The 17,958-nt window shown below is 42.4% G+C and carries 19 protein-coding genes, 1 tRNA gene and 2 pseudogenes; 11 read left to right on the top strand and 11 right to left on the bottom strand.

Annotated features, from left to right (window positions below; translation table 11 throughout):
* From F6K52_RS16095 to F6K52_RS16080, 4 genes and pseudogenes are all read left to right on the top strand, one after another.
* Positions 1 to 127: pseudogene (locus F6K52_RS16095) on the top strand (IS4 family transposase); the annotation flags it as partial.
* 19 nt (positions 128 to 146) lie between these two features.
* The gene (locus F6K52_RS16090) at positions 147 to 1,136 is read left to right on the top strand and encodes a hypothetical protein (protein WP_293018648.1); all 990 of its coding nucleotides are present in this window, start codon (positions 147 to 149) and stop codon (positions 1,134 to 1,136) included.
* A 5-nt stretch (positions 1,137 to 1,141) separates the two neighbouring features.
* A complete protein-coding gene (locus tag F6K52_RS16085) occupies positions 1,142 to 2,185 on the top strand; it encodes an NB-ARC domain-containing protein (RefSeq protein WP_293018739.1) in 1,044 nt (347 codons plus the stop codon).
* The gene (locus tag F6K52_RS16080) at positions 2,182 to 3,528 is read left to right on the top strand and encodes a tetratricopeptide repeat protein (RefSeq protein WP_293079291.1); all 1,347 of its coding nucleotides are present in this window, start codon (positions 2,182 to 2,184) and stop codon (positions 3,526 to 3,528) included. The genes F6K52_RS16085 and F6K52_RS16080 overlap by 4 nt, the downstream gene beginning before the upstream one ends.
* Before the next feature lie 22 nt (positions 3,529 to 3,550).
* On the opposite strand, the gene F6K52_RS16075 is transcribed toward F6K52_RS16080, so the two are convergent.
* The 4 genes and pseudogenes from F6K52_RS16075 to F6K52_RS16060 form a co-directional block, all read right to left on the bottom strand.
* Entirely contained in the window at positions 3,551 to 4,642 is a 1,092-nt protein-coding gene (locus tag F6K52_RS16075) for a hypothetical protein (protein WP_293029571.1), read from the bottom strand.
* A gap of 827 nt (positions 4,643 to 5,469) precedes the next feature.
* Positions 5,470 to 5,749 (bottom strand): annotated as a pseudogene (locus F6K52_RS16070) (DUF6444 domain-containing protein); the annotation flags it as partial.
* Positions 5,750 to 5,751: 2 nt separating this feature from the next.
* Positions 5,752 to 5,967, bottom strand: a complete 216-nt coding sequence (locus F6K52_RS16065) for a hypothetical protein (protein ID WP_293079289.1) — start codon at positions 5,965 to 5,967, stop codon at positions 5,752 to 5,754.
* 128 nt (positions 5,968 to 6,095) lie between these two features.
* Entirely contained in the window at positions 6,096 to 8,264 is a 2,169-nt protein-coding gene (locus F6K52_RS16060; RefSeq protein WP_293079287.1) for a protein kinase, read from the bottom strand.
* 266 nt (positions 8,265 to 8,530) lie between these two features.
* Here F6K52_RS16060 and F6K52_RS16055 point away from each other — a divergent pair, with 266 nt between their 5' ends.
* Positions 8,531 to 8,854, top strand: coding sequence for a (2Fe-2S) ferredoxin domain-containing protein (locus tag F6K52_RS16055; protein ID WP_293079285.1), 324 nt, complete (start codon positions 8,531 to 8,533; stop codon positions 8,852 to 8,854).
* Here F6K52_RS16055 and F6K52_RS16050 read toward each other — a convergent pair.
* Positions 8,851 to 9,051, bottom strand: coding sequence for a hypothetical protein (locus F6K52_RS16050; protein WP_293079283.1), 201 nt, complete (start codon positions 9,049 to 9,051; stop codon positions 8,851 to 8,853). The two genes, F6K52_RS16055 and F6K52_RS16050, sit on opposite strands and share 4 nt — an antisense overlap.
* 22 nt (positions 9,052 to 9,073) lie before the next feature.
* Positions 9,074 to 9,748, bottom strand: a complete 675-nt coding sequence (locus tag F6K52_RS16045; protein ID WP_293079281.1) for a response regulator transcription factor — start codon at positions 9,746 to 9,748, stop codon at positions 9,074 to 9,076.
* A gap of 139 nt (positions 9,749 to 9,887) precedes the next feature.
* Between F6K52_RS16045 and F6K52_RS16040 the strand changes: the two genes are divergently transcribed.
* The 4 genes from F6K52_RS16040 (at position 9,888) to F6K52_RS16025 (ending at position 12,063) form a co-directional block, all read left to right on the top strand.
* Positions 9,888 to 10,028, top strand: coding sequence for a hypothetical protein (locus F6K52_RS16040; RefSeq protein ID WP_293079279.1), 141 nt, complete (start codon positions 9,888 to 9,890; stop codon positions 10,026 to 10,028).
* A gap of 74 nt (positions 10,029 to 10,102) precedes the next feature.
* Entirely contained in the window at positions 10,103 to 11,014 is a 912-nt protein-coding gene (locus F6K52_RS16035; RefSeq protein ID WP_293079276.1) for a class I SAM-dependent methyltransferase, read from the top strand.
* Positions 11,015 to 11,187: 173 nt separating this feature from the next.
* Positions 11,188 to 11,913 (top strand): HAD family phosphatase, encoded by a 726-nt coding sequence (locus F6K52_RS16030; RefSeq protein ID WP_293079274.1) that lies wholly within the window; start codon positions 11,188 to 11,190, stop codon positions 11,911 to 11,913.
* A 77-nt stretch (positions 11,914 to 11,990) separates the two neighbouring features.
* A tRNA-Ala gene (locus F6K52_RS16025) sits at positions 11,991 to 12,063 on the top strand.
* Positions 12,064 to 12,076: 13 nt separating this feature from the next.
* Here the strand turns inward: F6K52_RS16025 and F6K52_RS16020 are convergent.
* The 4 genes from F6K52_RS16020 to F6K52_RS16005 form a co-directional block, all read right to left on the bottom strand.
* A complete protein-coding gene (locus F6K52_RS16020) occupies positions 12,077 to 12,286 on the bottom strand; it encodes a hypothetical protein (RefSeq protein ID WP_293079272.1) in 210 nt (69 codons plus the stop codon).
* A gap of 50 nt (positions 12,287 to 12,336) precedes the next feature.
* Entirely contained in the window at positions 12,337 to 13,281 is a 945-nt protein-coding gene (locus F6K52_RS16015; protein ID WP_293079270.1) for an Rpn family recombination-promoting nuclease/putative transposase, read from the bottom strand.
* A gap of 185 nt (positions 13,282 to 13,466) precedes the next feature.
* Positions 13,467 to 14,093 carry a restriction endonuclease subunit R gene (locus F6K52_RS16010; RefSeq protein ID WP_293079268.1) on the bottom strand — a complete coding sequence of 209 codons (627 nt, stop codon included), beginning with the start codon at positions 14,091 to 14,093 and terminating at the stop codon, positions 13,467 to 13,469.
* Positions 14,094 to 14,200: 107 nt separating this feature from the next.
* Positions 14,201 to 15,268 carry an AraC family transcriptional regulator gene (locus tag F6K52_RS16005; protein ID WP_293079266.1) on the bottom strand — a complete coding sequence of 356 codons (1,068 nt, stop codon included), beginning with the start codon at positions 15,266 to 15,268 and terminating at the stop codon, positions 14,201 to 14,203.
* A gap of 300 nt (positions 15,269 to 15,568) precedes the next feature.
* On the opposite strand from F6K52_RS16005, the gene F6K52_RS16000 reads away from it, so the two are divergent.
* Positions 15,569 to 16,060: a cupin domain-containing protein gene (locus tag F6K52_RS16000; protein WP_293079264.1), complete on the top strand. Its 492-nt coding sequence runs from the start codon at positions 15,569 to 15,571 to the stop codon at positions 16,058 to 16,060.
* A gap of 30 nt (positions 16,061 to 16,090) precedes the next feature.
* Positions 16,091 to 17,566 carry a MarC family protein gene (locus F6K52_RS15995; protein WP_293079262.1) on the top strand — a complete coding sequence of 492 codons (1,476 nt, stop codon included), beginning with the start codon at positions 16,091 to 16,093 and terminating at the stop codon, positions 17,564 to 17,566.
* A gap of 66 nt (positions 17,567 to 17,632) precedes the next feature.
* On the opposite strand, the gene F6K52_RS15990 is transcribed toward F6K52_RS15995, so the two are convergent.
* Positions 17,633 to 17,958, bottom strand: a 326-nt coding sequence (locus F6K52_RS15990) for a pentapeptide repeat-containing protein (RefSeq protein ID WP_293079260.1), incomplete at its 5' end; no start/stop codon positions are given.

The following is a 17,958-nucleotide window of genomic DNA, read 5'->3' as shown; positions in this document are numbered from 1 at the left end:
CGCAATGTTGGGAATTAGTTGATAAGTTAATGCGTTTAAGTCGTCATAAGCTCGATAATTATTTACGAGGTATGAGAGCTATGAAGCTTATACAGTCTACTTTTTAGCTCTCATGTCGCCCCCCCAGATTTATGGGAAAAAGTTATATGTCAGAAAAAAAAATGGGATTGCTACCTGTCAAAGGTTGTGACAATTCTAATCGTAGTGGTGATGTGATTTTTGTACATGGACTAGGAGATCATCCGATAAAAGCTTGGTATCCTAACCCACAACAGATAGAAAATGAAGTGGATACAGATAAATTTTGGCAGGAAAAGTTACCTAATCTTAATTTTTGGCTAAATTGGCTTGGAGAATATAGATCAGATATTGGTATTTGGTCTTACGGTTATGAAACAATGCCTTTTAAGGAAGGCACTCCTTTCTCAAAAGTCCCCAAAATAGGAAAGCAAATACCAACAGGTAAAGCTTCTCCCATCCTAGATCAAGCTAGCGAACTCATCGAACTTTTGCAGCAGAAAGATATTCTTACACGACCTCGAATTTTTGTAACTCATAGCTTAGGAGGCTTGATTGTTAAAGAGACACTTTATTCTGCTTACGATGATCTTAACAGTAACGATAAAATGCGTGAGATTATTGGGCAGACTAAAGGAGTTGTTTTTTTAGGAACTCCTCATCAGGGTTCAGATTTTGCGAATTTCACGGAACTATTGGCTCAGACTGTAAAAGCTTTCCATCTTCTTGAAGAAAATGTCATTCTTAATGAGCTTCGCTCAGATAATACTAACACTCAGTTATATAAAATGGGGAAATGGTATAGCGGTAATGCTAAAGCTTTATCAATTGAAACAAAGGCATTTTATGAAACGGAAGATACGGCAATTCCCGCAATAGGAAAACGCTTAGTCGTAGATCGTTTCAGTAGCGATCCAAATATTCAAGGAACTAGACCCACTGCTGCAAATGGAGCCGATCATTTTAGCGTTGCTAAACCTAAAAATGAAAATAGTATTGTATATATTGGGGTTAAAGAATTCATTGATGAGTATTTACCCCCTCAAAATTTAACCCCAAAAGCTTTCCCTAATTCAATTGCTTTCAAAGAAGAAGAAGGTTTTTTTTTGAGGAATTAGCGAAGATTCCTTCTCCCAGCTATCTTGAACTTTTAGGTCGTGAGAAAGAAATCGAGGAGATTAAAAATGCTCTGAGTGATTCCCAAAGCAAACGCATAGTTGGAATTACTGGTCTTGGAGGGAATGGCAAAACTTCTATTGCTATTGAAGTCGCAAGATCCTTTCGAGAAATAGGTTTTCAAAACGTTGTATGGCAAACAGCCTCAACTAAACATAGATCTACCCCTATGACTTTCGAGACAGTCCTTGATGACATTGCCAAGCAGTTAGGAAAACCAGAGTTTCTTAGTCTTCAAGGTGAGGAGTTAGAAAGAAAAACACGTGAGCGACTATCTCATACACCAGTTCTTCTGGTTTTAGATAATATGGAGACTTCAGGAGATTCTCAAAATGAGATTTGTGCAAGGCTTTCGCCAATTCTGGGTAACAGTAAAGTTCTGCTAACAAGTCGGCATCATTTTGAAACTTTAGAGGTTGATATTTTTGATTATTATCTACAAGGTTTGAGAGAAGAAGCATCACTTAAGTTAATGGAGCAAACTGCTGAAGAAAGAAAAATATCTAATTTTAATCCTAACGATTGCGAATCACTACTCCAACTTGCTGGTAATAATATAACGGGTTATTTGCCTCTAGCTTTGAAGTTAATAACAGGTCAGCTCAAACTCAAAAGTCCATTAGAAATTACAAAAAGCTTAGGCAATGTACGTTTAACGGAGGATGACGCAGACACTAAGAATATCAGCATATTTAAAAAATTTTGGGGGCAGATATTTTTCCGATCTTTTCAAATGCTTTCCAGTTCTGAATTTGAGCTAATGGCAATTTTAGCTGCATTAAAAGAACAAGAAGGAACTACACAAAATGTACTTCGTAAAATGACTAAAGAAAGATTACCAGAGGAAAAATTGAAAGAGGCTATCAATAATAATTGGCGTTATTGTCTGTTAGAAAGGGAAGAGTATGGAAACCACCGCTATTTTTTACATATTTTAACTAGTCAATTTTTTAGTAGAATTTTAGCCTACGCTGGGAGGATGAATCGATGATAGAAAATTCTGAAACAGATCTATTACAAGACCTGCAAAATGAGGAGAATTTCGAGCTAGCAGGAAAGCTGTGGACTGATCTATTGACTGAGGAGGAAAAAGAATCAATTGACCGTGAACTTGAAGAAACATTTACCCCTGAAGAGTTAGAGGAAATTCAGGAAACACTTAAGAAGTTATTTAGAGACTATTATGAATTTGCTAGACCAACAATTATTAAGACATATAATGAACTTTCTAATGAAAATAATAGCCATCTTGATCCTAAGTTTTATAAAAATTTGGCCGAACCTTGTGCTGAAAGCCAGCAAGATTTAGAAAGTAAAGCTCTACACTTCTTCCAAACTGAGTTAAATAATATTAAATTGGCTATTAGTTATGCTCAAGAAGAACAGCAATGGGAACGAGTGATCGAGATTAGTGAAAGTCTGGTAAGATTTCTGAGACTGCGGACTTATTGGGAAGATTTAGAAAAAATACAAAAAGATGCACTTTCTGCTGCTCAACAAGCAGGAAAGCGTTTAATAGAAGCTCATTTACTTGAACAGTTTGCTGAAGTACAACGTTTACTAGGAAATGCCAAGAATGGGATAGATAAATGTGAGGAAAGCAGGCGTATTTTTCAAGAATTAAACGATGAATATGGTGAAGCTAAAGCTTTATATACTTTAGGGTATCTGAATCGTTCATTAGGAAATTGGGACAAGTCTGCTGAAGCCTTTGAGGATTCATTGAAACTATTGATAAATCTAGAGAAAAATCAGAATACTGATGTAGACGAAGAACTAGCAGAAGCACTTGACGGTTTGGGTCAGATTTACACTAGACAAGGAAGATTAGAGATTGCTAAAGAAATTTTACTAAAGAGCCTCAATCTCAATAATAAACTTAACAATCAATTTTTAATTAGTAAAACAACAAATAATTTGGGCAAGGTTTACATCGAGCTTTATAACATTCAAAATCAATTAAATTTTTTAGAAGAAGCAAAAAGGCTATTTGAAAAAAGTTTGGAAATAGGGCGAGAACAGAATAATCGTCAAGGACAAGGTGTTTCACTCAATGAGCTAGGTAAAGTTCACCGTTTAATGGGAAATTACAACAAGGCACTAGAATATTATAATGAAAGTTTAAAAGTCAAGAAGCAAGTATCTGCTACTGGAGGTGGTGCTTCTGATAAAAATGGTGAAGGACTTACATACATGGAAATTGGCTTTTTATATGAAAATCAAGGAGAAAAAGAAAAAGCCAAAAACACTTTTCAAAAAGCTCTCGAACACTTGAATTTTTACTCTCCTCATCATAAGAATGTGTCTCAAATACTTGATAATAAATATTCTTAATTATTGGGCTTGCAGACACGCCCTAAGCATCTAAGTGGAAAATTTCACAGACCTGTTCAACAATTTTATTAGCTACTAGTCTATAGTTATGAGAATGTGGCATTGGCGGTTGAACAGCACGCAGGAAGCCACCACTAGCTTCTGCAATTGCTAAATTATAAATTCTCCCATCATCTTCAACTTTAAGTGTTTCTGTGTGAGTTGCAAAAAAAGTAATCATTCCTTCAGGGTTAATACATTCTTCAATAAGATGAAGACAAGCACTACCATGTACAAGTGCAATATTAGGTAATCCTGTTTCTTTTGACCATTGATTTAGTGCATGGAAAAAGCCAACTTGCTGATCTAAATTATTGTTCCAATCAATATTTAATGAAGTAGGAAGAGGAAATAAATGATATTGTTTGCTCAGAGCTAAAACTGTTCTATGAATTTCATCAAGTGAACCATACTGTATCATTACTGGAATAGCTATGATATTACGTTTATCCAATTTTTTTTGAATCTGTCCTATAGCCGGAATACTATCTTCAAAAGGGAAAGACATAAATTCTTTAATTCTTTGCTTCTCATCCTCTGTTTCTCCATAATCTGTACCAAACGCCTTCAAGCCAGAAAATGGGATGAAAATTATATTAGCATTGTGACGATCGGTCATTTTTTTTGCTTGTGTAGCAGAATCAATTAATTTATTTTTAGCTTCTATAACACTTTTTTTACTAGCAAAAATACTTGGTTTATTAGGTAATGGATGAGGTTGATATAAGTTATCAAAAACTATAGCATATTTTTCTTGGTATATTTCCTGTAAAAAACACATGGCTTTCTGTTCAGTAATAATATCATTTTCCGAAATACTATTTTCCTGAGCTATTGCCCATAAAAAATCATCATCTAAATAACTATTTTCGCAAGATATAAAACTAGTTTTTGCCCCGATGTTAGAAAAAGTCTCTTCTGTTATATCCTTGAATTTTGGATGTGCTAATATAAGAGTTGCTAAATCTATTGGCTCAGATTGAATCAGATAATTTATATAATCTTTTTGTGCGCGAATTCCTCGGAGAGCAAAACCTAAAGAACCTTGAATGGGGACTAGTATTGTCTTTTGCATTGAAGAACTAATTTTTTGATGAAAGAGGACGTTCACAAAGCTTTCTGCAAGGATAAGCTGTTCAGCATTTAGATTGGGATACCTAAATTCTTCAAAGGGAACAGGGAACGGGGAATATCCAATTTAAATGCACATCAGCTTAAAACCAACACAGCTTTCCCAGTATACCACCAGCAATATCGTCCGAGCAAAGGAGTTGCGCAGAAATAAGTTTCTGATCAGGGTCTAAAAATGGTAAGCATTCAGGTGTAGGGGTTGACAAAGCCATCTCAATTAGTCAAACCTAGGAATCAGAGACGAATGGCACTTAGTTAAGCCCATATTCTTTCTCTCAACTGTCACACAGACTGCCTTGATTGATGGAACAGGATTAATGGAACATATTTGAAAGCTTGGGGAAGATAAAAATGATAATTCCTCAAATACTATCATTCTGATTATTTTTATTCAGGTTGGGACTATGGCTTTATGCAAGGTCGCTCAGACCTATTTACCTGGTTGACTGACAAAAATTTACGAGCAAAACCCTGAAACTCTGTATAGACAAGGATTCTAGAGCTTACAGGAAATGCACTTATGCATTGATCGTGTTGGGCTTCAGATTTTCAGCTGGATCATTTGCCTTCCAGCCTTGCCACTAAAGAGCTTCGCAGGTTTCGTTCGGAAAGTGCTGAAACCCTTATTGAGCAGTCAATCTGAAATGTTTTGTCAGTCAACCAGCCTATTTACTCTCCCCAGACACCAGTAATCATCACAGTTGTGCCCAACTTTTCCACTCCCGTAGAAAAAGCCTCTGTCTTGAGTCAAACTAGATCTCAAACTCAGATTCGGGTTTTCCCTTTGTGTCCTGGTTGTCCTCCGCGTTTGCGTTTGCAGGAGTCCGATTCCTTCTTAGTTGGTTTCTGTGACCTTTTAATCAGGTCACTTGATGGGGGCTTTGATGAGGTCTGCCTGTCTTTCGACCGCAGACTTTTAAGGCGTTCCACCTCAACGATGAGTTGTTCAATCACAAGTTGGTTGTTGCAGCACCAGCTCCACCAGAACCGATTGGGGCAGGAGTTCCAGAGCTTCAAAGCTGTTGGGGATGGCTGGTGGTTTAATTTCCATGGTTATAAAATACTACTCATCTTTCCCCTTTTGTCAACCCCACCACCTGAATACTTACATCTCTCGCTTTCAGCATCTTCTCTTCTTACTCCTGGTAGATCGGGTATCCAAGTAATAGTATCTAGATCTAATATGGGTAAGCTTAACTCAACCTGTAATTTTAATGCTAAGGTAGTTTTTCCTGCTCCAGAGTTGCCGAATATTAGTATCTTTCTCATGATAAAGGAAATAGACAAAAGGTAAGCATATACGCTACGCGCACGCTAAGCGAACAACCCTTAGCTATCAGCTATCAGCCGGGGAGCCTTTAGCACTACAGTCTTGCTCAGGGAATTAAGATTACTTTTTACTTTAAATCGGCTTCCCAAACACCAATGTAAATGCGATCGCTACCGTCTCGTTGAATCAGACCCTCCAAGCTGTTATTGTTACCACTGGAAAATTTATAGGTCTTAGACTCGCCCTGATATACATCTTTCAGTCCCTGTTTAATGTCAGTGGAGATGTTGTTACTGAGCAGCTTGTTTAAGGTCTGTGACATGATTTCTAAGTCAACGGATTGCGAAAAAGTAACTTCCGTTTGGCGCAGACGCCCAGAACTTCGATCAAACAAATATCCTAGGTCTACATGATTGGGGACAACGTTTTTATAAAGGAAAGCGCGAGTCCTCCACATGCCGTTTGATTGTTTTGTGGGCTTGCCTAAAGCATATTCCACTGCTTTTCGCTGAGTTCCTGGGGGAAATTTGGGAATAGCGTTGAGCTGAGCAAGATTTGGGTTATTGGTCTTGTTTTCTACGATGGGTGAAGGTTCGGTGATAGGTTTCGGTGTCGTTACTGGAACTGGTTTTACCTTAGTGTCTGGTTTCGATGGGGATGTTGGTGTGACCGGATCAGTTACGCTAGTCTCTGGTTTTGATCTCGAGGGAGTAGTTACCGGATCAGTTACCTTAGTTTCTGGTTGTGATGGCTTTGATGGTGTGAGCGGATCAGTTACCTTAGTTGCTGGTTGTGATGGCTTTGATGGTGTGAGCGGATCAGTTACCTTAGTTGCTGGTTGTGATGGCTTTGATGGTGTGAGCGGATCAGTTACCTTAGTTTCTGGTTGTGATGGCTTTGATGGTGTGAGCGGATCAGTTACCTTAGTTTCTGGTTGTGATGGATATGATGGTGTGAGCGGATCAGTTACGGTAGTCTCTGGTTGTGATGGGTATGATCGATCCTTGGTCTGGGACTGTGATGGGTATGAACTACTTTCTGGTTCAGTTTCTGGTTCTGATTTGTCCTTGGTTTGGGACTGTGATGAAGATGAAATAGTGTCTTGTGATGAGTCTTGTGATGATAGGTTTTTATCTTGCTGTTCTTGAGAACTTGACGTGGATGATGTTGATGTAGATTGCTCATAGGATGGGACGGTCGTAGAGGGATTCAAGAATTTGTTGAATCCCGAAGCAAATGCCACCACAATCAGTAATATACCCCCTCCGATTAAACCTCCCTTTAAAACTGCTTTGTAACTATCGTTTTGTTTTACTGTGACGGGACTTGGGCCTTTAATAGTGGAGACTGAACCGTTGTTGGCTGGTGGTGAGTCACCCGGGGAAATCGGGACTGTGGCGACCGTCCCGTTGTTGCCTGTTGATGGGGCACCGGAAGAAATTGGAACTGTGGCTACCGTAGGTGATGAAGGGTCAGATTGCAGAGCATCAAGCATTTGTCTGACACCAAGAAAGCGATCGCGTGGATGGAATCGAATCGCTTTGTCGAGCACTATTCCTAGGTTTGAATAAAGGGGTGGGGCCTCTTCACGCCATAAAATTTCACCAGTCCTCTCATCGGTGTGGAAGAGCTGTGGTATTTTACCCGTTAGCAAAAAAATTGCTGTCAGCCCCAAGCTGTAGAGATCACTGCTATAGGTTGGGTGTCCTGCTGACTGTTCCGAAGACATATAGCCAGGAGTGCCAATTATAATTGATGCTGGGTGAGGGGTGCCAGAGTTGGTGACTACGGTACTCATTGCTTCTTTGACTGCACCAAAATCAATCAGAACTGGTACTCCATCTCGTTGGCGGATAATGATGTTATCTGGTTTAATGTCCCGATGAATGATACGGCGAGAGTGGACATACTCTAGAACTTTTAACAAACTAATTAGGAGTTCCCTAACTTCAATCTCAGTAAATTTTTTTCCCTGTCTGACCTGTGTTGTAAAGGTATTGCCTCGAATCCACTCTTGAACTAGGTAAAACTTTTCGGCTTCAGAAAAATAGGCATAAAGTCGGGGAATCTGGTCATGTGCTTCCCCTAAGGCTTCTAAAACAGCTGCTTCTCGTTGGAATCGCTCTTGGACGAGCTTGTAAGCTTTGGGATTATGAGCCAATGCCTTAAGTTGCTTAATCACACACCGCCGTCTTGAGGGCATATGGATATCTTCGGCGAGAAAGGTGTCACCGAACCCACCCGAACCTAGAGTCTCAAGGACACGGTAGCGATTGTTTAAGAGTTTTGGATTCATGACGGATTCAGGGACAATTGGGTTCGAAGTGTGCTCTTCATTCTAATGTTAAGCTGCTGTCCGATTGAATTGGATGGTTGAGCAATGAGTTATTGGTCTTTATTAATTGGTCATTTGTGCATAACAGGAGACTGTGCTTTCTCAACACCGACTCAGGACTGAAAACAGCTATTTGGCATCCTACGGGATAATGACATTAAACTATGCATAAAAGTCAATGGTTATGATGAAAGTAGTAATAATTCTTAATATTAACTGAACTTAAGGTGGAAACAAATTTTACTCAAGACAGTGCCATAACTGAAAAGCCTTGTGTTTTAGTCTGCCAACATAAGTCTTGTTTAGCAGTCGGTTCAGCTGAAATCCTGGCTGCCTTCGAGCAAGCTGAGGTTTCTGAGTTTAGCGTTATTGGTACAACTTGCCAGGGACAGTGTAGTTCTGGTCCAACGGTGCGGATTGTTCCAGAGGAGACTTGGTATTGCCGAGTCAAACCACAAGATGTGCCGGTCATTGTGGAAGAACATCTGCAAGGGGGTAAGTTAGTCAGGGCAAAACTGCATCCCCGCATCCATATGAGTTTTGGGTATTAGGTATAGGAAACAGGGAACAGGGAACAGGGAACAGGGAACAGGGAACAGGGAACAGGGAACAGGGAAACAATCCTGTTTACGTTATTACTATGAGAACCGCTATAGTCATTGGTTTGACACAACGGAGTCGGGAGTCGGGAATCGGGAATCGGGAATCGGGAATCGGGAGTTGGGATGGACGGGGTGGACTGACGCACTCTCGACGCTTTGCACTCTCGACTAATCTCGCAAGACGTAGCCAACACCGCGCACGGTTTGGACTAGACGGTTTTCGTTATTGGCTTCTAGCTTCAGGCGTAAGTAGCGAATGTAAACTTCTATGATATTAGAGTCACCCATAAAGTCATAACCCCAAACTCTTTCTAGGATTTGCTCTCGGGTGAGGACTTGTCGGGGATGGGCAAGGAGATATTCGAGTAGATCAAATTCTTTGACAGTCAGTTCAATTAATCGTTGACCTCGATAGACTTCACGAGTGCTATGGTTTAAACTTAGGTCGGCAAATTGCAGGATGTTGGGGTCTTCGGTTTGATTGCGTCGCAGATTAGCTCGGACTCTGGCTAATAATTCCTCTACGCTGAAGGGTTTGACTACGTAGTCATCAGCACCAGCATCTAAACCACTAACGCGATCGCTTACTTCATCTTTAGCGGTTAATAAGATAATCGGCACCTGATTACCAGTACTGCGCAGGCGTCGGCAAATTTCTGGTCCTGATATGCCCGGTAGCATCCAGTCGAGTATTACTAAATCTGGATTAGATTCCCGCGCTTCTCCCAAACCAGCTAAGCCATCGTAGGCAACACTAACCTGATAACCTTCGTACTTCAGTTCCAGTTCAATAAACTGGGCTAGTTTGGTTTCATCTTCGACAACTAAAATATGGTGGGTCATAGCTTAATGGTTTCTAGGCCAAACAACTGTAAGTTCTTAGGACTAATACAGAAATAATAACGGCTCTAATAATTCATCATATCTTCGATGAACAATAGTCTTATAGTATTTTGCTATGGATCAATTTGGGAGATAATCGGTGCGTAGACTAATCCCTAACCCTAGTAATCGAATTGAACAACTCCAGAGTCTGATTGCTAAAACATACCCTAATGGTACTCCTGCTAATCTGCAAGAGGGTCGGCAGCGCTTTGCTCGGAATGTTAAACGGCAACGGTAAGGAGTGTGGTGCTAGATTAATCAGCCTCAAGGTATACTGCTTTAGCAGTTGGTTTGACATCTCCAGGTATAACTATGGCCGTTAATCAAGATACACTTTGGGACCGTTTCTTATCCCCGATCATCTTTAGCTTGATTGATCAAGAAAAGCTGCTACAGTTTTACCAAACTATGGATTGGGAAGCTGAGTGCGTTCGCGTAGCGGCTCGTATCGAGCATCGCTTCCGTAACCCTGATTTAATCTATCCTGACTATTACAGCACTCAGAATTTCCATGGTATTGAAGGGGGCTACTTGAATGGAAGTGCAGCCACAAGCTACGACCCAATTACCCAATATGCGTTGCCCCCTAATGAAACTTGGGTCCGTCAATGGTTGATTGATACTATAGTCGGGAAGCCAGGACGAATTCTAGATTTGGGCTGCGGCACCGGTTCCACAACCTTGATGTTAAAGCAGAGGTTTCCTGATGCCGAGGTCATTGGTCTTGACTTGTCACCATATATGTTGGTCATGGCTGACTATAAAGCGAACAAGGCTAATCTGGATATTCAGTGGCGTCATGGTATGGCTGAACAGACGGGTTTAGATGATCAGTCTTTTGATCTAGTTACTGCATCACTGTTATTTCACGAAACTCCACCTAAGGTAACTCAGTCGATTTTGCATGAATCCTTCCGACTGCTGCAAGGGGGAGGACAAGTTTTGATTCTAGACGGGAATCAGACTACGATCCGGGAGGCGAATTGGCTAACGGAAGTTTTTGAAGAACCCTATATCAAGGCTTACGCTAATGGTAGCGTTGATGCTTGGATGGGGGCAGCTAGTTTTGAAGCAGTGCGTACTACCCAATGGTGGTGGCTGCATCAAATAACTCAGGGTATAAAACCTTTGCCAGTAGGGAAATCAGCTCCTTGGGAATCTCAATCTCAGAGGAATTTTCCAGATGATATTGCGTCACAAGGGGTGCCGGTTCCAGCAGTATAGAACAATTTTACAGTAAGCACTTGGACACAATTAACTTTGAATGTTAAGATTAGTAAAGTTTACTGTTAAAATAAGGGAATAGGCAACCGGTAACGGGGAGCAAAATAGGGTTGAGTAACGTTATGTTTTTTAATTTACTCAACAAGAGTAACAGAATTTATGTCTAGGTACTTATGAGTTTGAAAGCAGTTCTGTTTGATTTTAACGGAGTAATAATCAATGATGAGCCGATTCACGAAAAGCTAATTGAGGAAATTATTATTGGGGAAAATTTGCGTCCGGATTCCGAAGAGTTTCGACAGGTTTGTACAGGTAGAGGCGATCGCTCTTGTCTGCGAGAGTTACTTAAGCGTCGCGGTCGGGTGGTTACGGAGGATTACTTAAACCAGCTAATCAGCCGCAAAGCTGCTGCCTATCAACGTCAGCTAGAAAGTATGGAAACCTTGCCCATTTATCCTGGTGTGGAGGATTTAATGGTTCAGATCAAGGCTGCTCAGATACCGATGGCTCTGGTAACTGGAGCACTGCGGAATGAAGCAGAAGTTGTGCTCAATCGCGCTGGTTTAGCTAAGTATTTTAGTTTGATTGTTGCTGGTGATGATATTACTACTAGTAAACCGGAACCCGATGGCTATCTGCTAGCGGTAGAGCGGCTCAATCAAGCCTATGGTAACCTCAATTTGAAACCTGGGGAATGTCTAGTGATAGAAGATTCTTTGGCTGGAATTGAGGCGGCAAAGCGAGCTGGCATGCCAGTGGTAGGAGTGGCTAGTACTTATCCCCTTCATATGCTACAGCGTCACGCTAACTGGACTGTAGATTATTTGAATCAGCTGGAATTAGAACGAGTGCAGCAGGTCTATTCTGGGGTATCACCTGAGCCAGTAGCAGAAATCTAGACCATACAAGGGCACAGGGATATTAGTCCCGGTGCTAGAATAAACATATAAACAAAAGTAATAAACCAAATTACTAGGGGGAATTGGCTCAGTTGGTAGAGCGCTGCGATCGCACCGCAGAGGTCAGGGGTTCGAATCCCCTATTCTCCATAGATAGCAGTTTTCAATGGGGTGAGGGACTTACGCCCTTGGGGTTTTCGGGAGTAGGGAGTAGCGATGCAGCGCCTTCACGCGGGGGTTCCCACGGGGCTGGAGAGCGATGCAGCGCCTTCACGCGGGGGTTCCCCCAAGACCGCGCTGCATCGCTTAATAAAAATCTCCCCATCTCCCCATCTCCCCATCTCCCCATCTCCCCATCTCCCCATCTCCCCACGCCCCCGCCCCACACTCCCGTTAATTATGGGTATTTAACCAGACTTGATATTATCTATCCCTGAACTGGCTCAACCAATTAGTCAAATCCACCTCGGTTTCAAAATCTAACAATGCTTCCCCTAAATCCTCCAACTGGGACAAGGATAATTGCTCAATTTGATGCTGTAATTGGGGATTGAGCTGACCTAGGCGACGGTTAAGTAGACGGATAATTAAATTAAGCTCATTGTGCTTTCCTTGCTCTAATCCTTGCTCTAATCCTTGTTCTAATCCTTGTTTTAATCCTTGTTTTAATCCTTGTTCTAATCCTTGTTCTAATCCTTGTTCTAATCCTTGTTTTAATCCTTGTTCTAATCCTTGACGAATAATCCGTTGATAAACCACCGACTCTTGCATCATATCCTCCCGAAAATAAGCTTGAATTAACTGCTCATCAAATTTCACCCCAGCCAACAGTTGGACGCAAGCAGACAGGTTACGCTGCTGTTGTCTATCTTCAATCATATCGATTTTGGCTGCTACCTGGGAGAGTAATGTTTCTGGGACTTCAGCTTGTGCTAATACTGCCAAGGGTAGTAACCCTGGAGTTGTCAGTAACGGTTGTGGATCACATTCCCAAATCCGAATCACTCGGTAGTGGAAGGATAGGTTCGGCTCGGTAAATTGATTCACAAATACTCCCGCTAATCGGGTTGGTTTCAGAAAAATTATTACTTGGTTAATCTTACAGCGATACTGGCGATACAACCTCACCCAATAATCCAGCATCCGCAGGGGTAAAGGAGGTTCAGACTGGGGTAGGGTTTGAAATTCTAGATGCAAAATAGCATCAGCAACCCGCACCAAAAACAAGGCATCTGCCCGAATTGGTTCTGTACTTAATTCGGTGTTGAGAATTTCTATATCTTCTGGTGGTTCCTGGTTCCACAACCAACGGGTAAAGGCTTGGGGATATTGTTCCACCAAATATTTAAGGGTACTGTCGTAAGTCATAACACATATAGCAAAGGGAGCAGGGAGTAGGGAGTAGGGAGTAGGGAGTAGGGAGCGGTGCGACCCCGCGCTTTTTCAAAGCTAAGCGTGAATGCGCACTCCCTGGGAATATGGAATCAAAAATTATCACAATTCCTACACGGATTGCTATTAAGTATTTTAATCTACTGGTTACCCCTTCAGAACTAGATGTCTATTTGAGTCAGTTTTTTAATAATCCGAAGCACCTGATACAAATCATTTCCGGGATTGCGCAGTGAAAATTCAGCAGATGTGGTATATCTGGGCTTTTCACTGTTAACTAGTTTGATGAAAATGAAGGTACCACCAGTGGTAATCATGCCATATCTTGCTTGATCTGGGTGGGGATTAGCTAACATGTAGGCCAGAATTTGTGGTAGTCCAGCTTCTATGGAGAAGCTAGCCTGTTTGGATTCGATAATCGTCATCCAAAATTCGTTATGTAAGACTAGGGTATCAATGCTTCCTTTGACAATAATGCCGTGGTCGTCAACAGAAATCTCTACGGTTTTTTCGGCTTTGATGTGAAAGGGTTCTAGATAAAATTTTCCGATAAATAGCAGGGGGGATAGGATGGCGATATTAACGGTTTTTTCTAGTAAGGGTGGGTAATAGAGTAAATTAAAATAACCAGCTTTAACGTCATCTAGTAATTGCTGTTGTAATTCGCTGATTTCTGGTAAGTTTTCTTGCCACTCGTGAAAGAATTTGTTATCGTTAACTAGCTGAAGATTGACTAGGGTTTTTAATTGCTTGAGGGTGATGTCTTTAGCTTGGATGGTTTCTACCATTGTTGTTAAGTTGTTGGTGGTGATCAGGGAATAAAAACGGAAAGTTAAACGTTACACGTTAATTCAGACTTAAATTGATAACCGCTTAATTGGGTATACTAAAATACTTAACCAACATTCCGCCGGAACTCGGCAGGGGTGTTCCCGGTCCAACGCTTGAAGGCTCTGCGGAATGCACGATCTTCTGAGTAACCTAGCAAACAGGATATGGCTTCAATACTGAGTCTGGGGTCACTGAGGAACTGTTGTGCGTTTGCTTGACGAGTTTCGTCTAACAGTTGCCGAACAGTGATACCATGGTCTTGGGTCAAGCGTTGCAAAGCACGAAGACTCATGTTCATCTGTCGTGCTAGGGCTTCTGCACCATATTCAGAACGTTCAGCATTGTGAGCGATCGCATCACGAACTCTAGATAGTTCCGGAGAATCACTAGAACCTGCTAACCCTTCTCGCACCAGGTCTAGATGCCCTTGGATATAACGAAACAGATCCGGATCAGGCTGTTTGGTGGGTAGGTCTAGGGCCCCTTGACGAAACACAAGGGCATTGTGGGATTGTTGAAAGCAGACTGGGGTACCAAAGAACTCTTCATAAACCTGGATTGGTCCGAAGGGCAGGTGAGTGAAGTCCGCGCGCACAAGGATATCATCTGCTCCTAGAATTTCTCGCATATAGCGCAAGCCCAAAGCTAGTCCCACTTCAGCAGCGCAACCCCCATCCTCCGCATCCATGGGATGATGCATTTGTAAAATCCCCTCTGAGCAGGACTCAATCAGGGCAATGTGCAGTTGATCCGATAGCACAGACCGATAGCGCACTAAGTTCTGCAACGCTTCTCTGAGATTTTCAGCATATCTAGCTCCATAGGCTAGTGTTCCAAAGTATGAGAAGGGAGTAGCGCTGGCCATGTGGAGTGCGTTCGCGTAGCGGCTCGTATCGAGCATCGCTTCCCCTGGGTAAGCCTTGGTCAGTAAGCGCCATACCGTTGGTACCAGATGTTGAGACAGGCGGGCATCAGGATCGAGCAGATCGGTACGGGTTAGTCCTGTGGCGGCAGTGATATGTTCCATGTCTACTCCCCGTGCCACTGCATAAGCTACGGTACTCGCCACTACGCTAGCTAGCATTTCGGGTTTGTGCAATCTGTCGTGAAATGTCCGTTTTGGTGCGCCCATTGTCCTTATCACACCTCTGCTAAAGATGGCAATTTGGTTATAGAAAGCTAGTAAGCATTCAGTTAATAGCTGATAGCTTCAACACCATTATAGTGCCCCATGAGCTGCATTATTGGTTTGCCATTTTTAAGGCATTTCATGACAGGGTTGCACCTTTAAATTTACTCAAATAATTTTTCAGCAAAGCAAGATTAAAGGAGTAGAACAATGAGTGAATATAATGTAAACGATCGATTTGATGCCCAGGATCTCCTCAAGAAACCTGGTGAAGGAGAAAGGACAGCCACGGACATGATTATCATGGCTCGATCCAGAGACATGGGTGGTGATTTCTCAGTGATGCAGGGTGTGATCAATCCTGGTCACTTGCTGTCACCCCACAGCCATAAGTTTTGCGATCAACTGGTCTACGTGATATCGAGTGAACTTGTGTTCGAGATTGGCGGTGCAGATGGACTAAGGTTGACAGCTCCTGCGGGAAGTTATGTCCAAAAGCCACGGGGCATGGTCCATGCTTTCTGGAACTCCACCGATACACCGGCTCATTACATCGAGCTGTCAGGTCAGGAAACCTTTGAGGGGTTCGTTGACTCCTTGAAGGGAGGCGATCGCAAGGGTCTCGCGAACGCAGAGCGGGACTGGGGCATGGTTTTTGCTCTCGACGAAATTCCAAGGCTGATCAAGGATAACAACCTCACGGGCCTGGCTATGTCGGAGACTCCCGACTTACCCAATCTACCTAATCTTCCCGAAGCAGTGGCAAAGCTGTTTAGCAATATGAAGTTGCGGTAGAAAATCTTGTAAGAGTGAGGAGATGGAGAGATGGGTAGGTTGTTGAGAATTCTAGGGTTAGCGATCGCATCGGCTTATTTTGCCTCGATGTTAGCACTTAACAGTGCCACAGCAAGCATCTCTACACCGCCATCTCCCTCACTGGCAACGGATTTTACTGGACAAACAGCGTTGCTGAATCTTCCCATGAATAGGAGTAGAGTGGGCATCCTGCCCGCCGGAAATAAGCATGACACTGGCAAGATGCCAGTTCTACCAAGATGCCCATTCCAAGCAAGATGCCCATTCCACCTCACTCTTAATATCATTGCCGTCGGAAATAAGCATGAAACTGGTAAAATCATTCCCGCCGAAAATAAGCATGACACTGGCAAGATGCCAGTTCTACCAAGATGCCCATTCCAAGTAAGATGGCCATTCCACCTCACTCTTCAAATCATTGCCGTCGGAAATAAGCATGAAACTGGTAAAATCATTCCCGCCGAAAATAAGCATGACACTGGCAAGATGCCAGTTCTACCAAGATGCCCATTCCAAGTAAGATGGCCATTCCACCTCACTCTTAAAATCATTCCCGCCGGAAATAAGCATGACACTGGCAAGATGCCAGTTCCACCAATATGCCCATTCCACAAAGCTATTAATATCATTCCCGCCGGAAATAAGCATGACACTGGCAAGATGCCAGTTCTACCAAGATGCCCATTCCAAGCAAGATGCCCATTCCACCTCACTCTTAAAATCATTCCATTATTAAGCAACACCATAATCTCAGCCCAGGCTCTGGAATCATCGAGGGTTCAAGCTGCTATACCGGTCAAGGCTGAGATTGATGCTAAAACTCAAGTGTTGTTTGAGCAACTTTTTGAGGGATTTGGGGTATTAAATATCCTGATTATCTTTTTACTTACTGTAGGTCCACTCAAGCTAATTGTACCCTTTGTGAAGCTCACAGCCAATGCTGATCCGGCCTTGCGTCGCCAGCTTGCTTTACGGGGGTTTGGCATATCTACGTTAGTTATTTTTGCAGTAGCACTACTTTGCCAAAATGTTCTGAAATCCTGGCAAATTGACCTTTCAGCAATGCTAATCGCAACAGGTATTATCCTTTTTTTAGTGGCTCTGCGAACAGTATTATCCCAGTATAATACCCCCACAACTCAGGATGCTACCCCGGTAAATCCTTCTCTGAATTTAACGATTAATCCCTTAGTTTTTCCCTATATTTTAACTCCCTATGGCATTGCTGTTGTGGTGACTATGAGCGCCATGTTTGGACGGATGGCAATTGCTCCCGGTTCTATGTTTTTGCTATTATTTGTGGTAATGGTACTCAACTTAGGAGTAATGTTGGTCGCCCATCCCCTTTTGACTATCATCAAACCCGTGACTTTAAGAGTGCTTGGTTTTGTGTTTGGGGTGATGCAGGTGGCTCTCGGACTGGATATGATTTTGACGGGAGTGAAACTGGAAGCGATCGCACTGAAATTTATTCTAGGCTTGTAAGATTATCTCCACATAATTACCCTATATCGCCCCATACTTCCAACGCCCCCTCTCTTTCCCTATTCCCTATCCCAGACCAAGCTGTTGTCGCAACGCATCAGGCACATTCTCGGCTTTGTCCAAACCTCTGGCATTTGTCCAATTCGTCTGTCGATCCCACAAGATGCCTTCAAGGTTTGTACCACTGAGGTTTGCACCACTGAGGTTCGCACCACTGAGGTTCGCACCACTGAGGTCAGATAATCTAAGGTCAGCATTCCTGAGATCAGCAATATTCAGGTCGGTGTTACTTAGGTTCGCTCTGATCAGTAATGCTTTAGCAAGCTTAGCTACTCTGAGGTTAGCTCCAGTAAGGTTGGCTTTAGTGAGATCAGCTCCAGTAAGGTTAGCTA

This window comes from Moorena sp. SIO3H5 (assembly GCF_010692395.1).
Classification (GTDB): Bacteria; Cyanobacteriota; Cyanobacteriia; order Cyanobacteriales; family Coleofasciculaceae; genus Moorena.
The sequence above is the reverse complement of the archived record's forward strand: the minus strand, read 5'-3'. Positions and strand labels throughout refer to the sequence as shown.